Source organism: Halorubrum tibetense (assembly GCF_042661865.1).
Taxonomy (GTDB): Archaea; Halobacteriota; Halobacteria; order Halobacteriales; family Haloferacaceae; genus Halorubrum; species Halorubrum tibetense.
Genome location: NZ_JBHSWW010000517.1, coordinates 1 through 968 on the forward strand (window position 1 = coordinate 1; position 968 = coordinate 968).

Genomic DNA, 968 nt, shown 5'->3' on the forward strand with positions numbered 1-968 from the left:
TTATAAGCGGCCGCTCGGAGGCGCGCCACCGCTTCGATCGTTTATAAGTAGATGATCTCATCCTCCGGTATAATGGTTCCACGCTCACGGTGTAGGACCCGGCCGACTGCGGCGTCCTCGGCTCAGTAGTCGCCGAGCACGCCCAGTCGGCGCGCGCGCTTGGTCGCGTAGTGGAACACGAGGTAGCCGCCGAGGAGGTAGCCGACGGCGACGGCGACGAGCAGCGCGAGGTCGGCGAGCCCGAACTCCCACAGCCGCACGCCGTCGACCATCGCGCGCTGGAGCAGCGCGCTCCCGTGTGCCAGCGGGAGGAAGCGGGTCCACGGCAGCTCGAACACCGGCGCGGAGATGAGGACGATGAAGCCGAACTGGAGCAGGTTGAGCCAGTTCCCGATCCGCTTGTACAACACCGTGAGTCCGCCGGCGGCGAATCCGAGCCCGAGCACCGAGACGATCGCCAGCCCGGCGACCGAGACCACCGTGATCGGGTCGAGGCTGAGCCGCGTCCCGGTCAGGAGCAGCATGAACGCGAGCACGACCGCGCTCGTGAGGAACGTCCGGACCACCTTCGCGACCCCCTTCAACAGCGCGACCGGCGCGAACCCGAACGGGGTAGTGATGTGTCGCTCGAGGGTACCCCACTGGACCTCGCTGCCGATGTCGTTCGACACCGAGGAGTACGCCCCGACCGACAGCGTCCACAGGAAGTAGCCGGCGATGATCCCCTCGAGCGAGTCGGCGAGCGCCTGCCCGGCCAGCAGTTGCCCGCCGTAAAACAGGAGGCCGAAGAAGAACAGGGCGACGACGATCCCGCCGATCGCGTTCGCCGGGTAGCGGACGAAGATCAGGAACTCGCGGTAGAGCACCGCCCGCGCGAGGTGGTAGTAGGTGGCCGGTCGCGGGTCGCGGGTGTCGGTGGCGGTGTCCCCGGCGGCAGCGTCCCCGGCAGCGGTCCCCCCAGCCGCGAC

1 protein-coding gene is annotated in these 968 nt (G+C 68.6%); it reads right to left on the bottom strand.

All coding sequences use genetic code 11. From position 1 onward, the window contains the following. Nucleotides 1-122 precede the first annotated feature (122 nt). A partial coding sequence (locus tag ACFQEU_RS16645; RefSeq protein ID WP_379783954.1) for an ABC transporter permease occupies nucleotides 123-968 on the bottom strand: 846 nt, incomplete at its 5' end.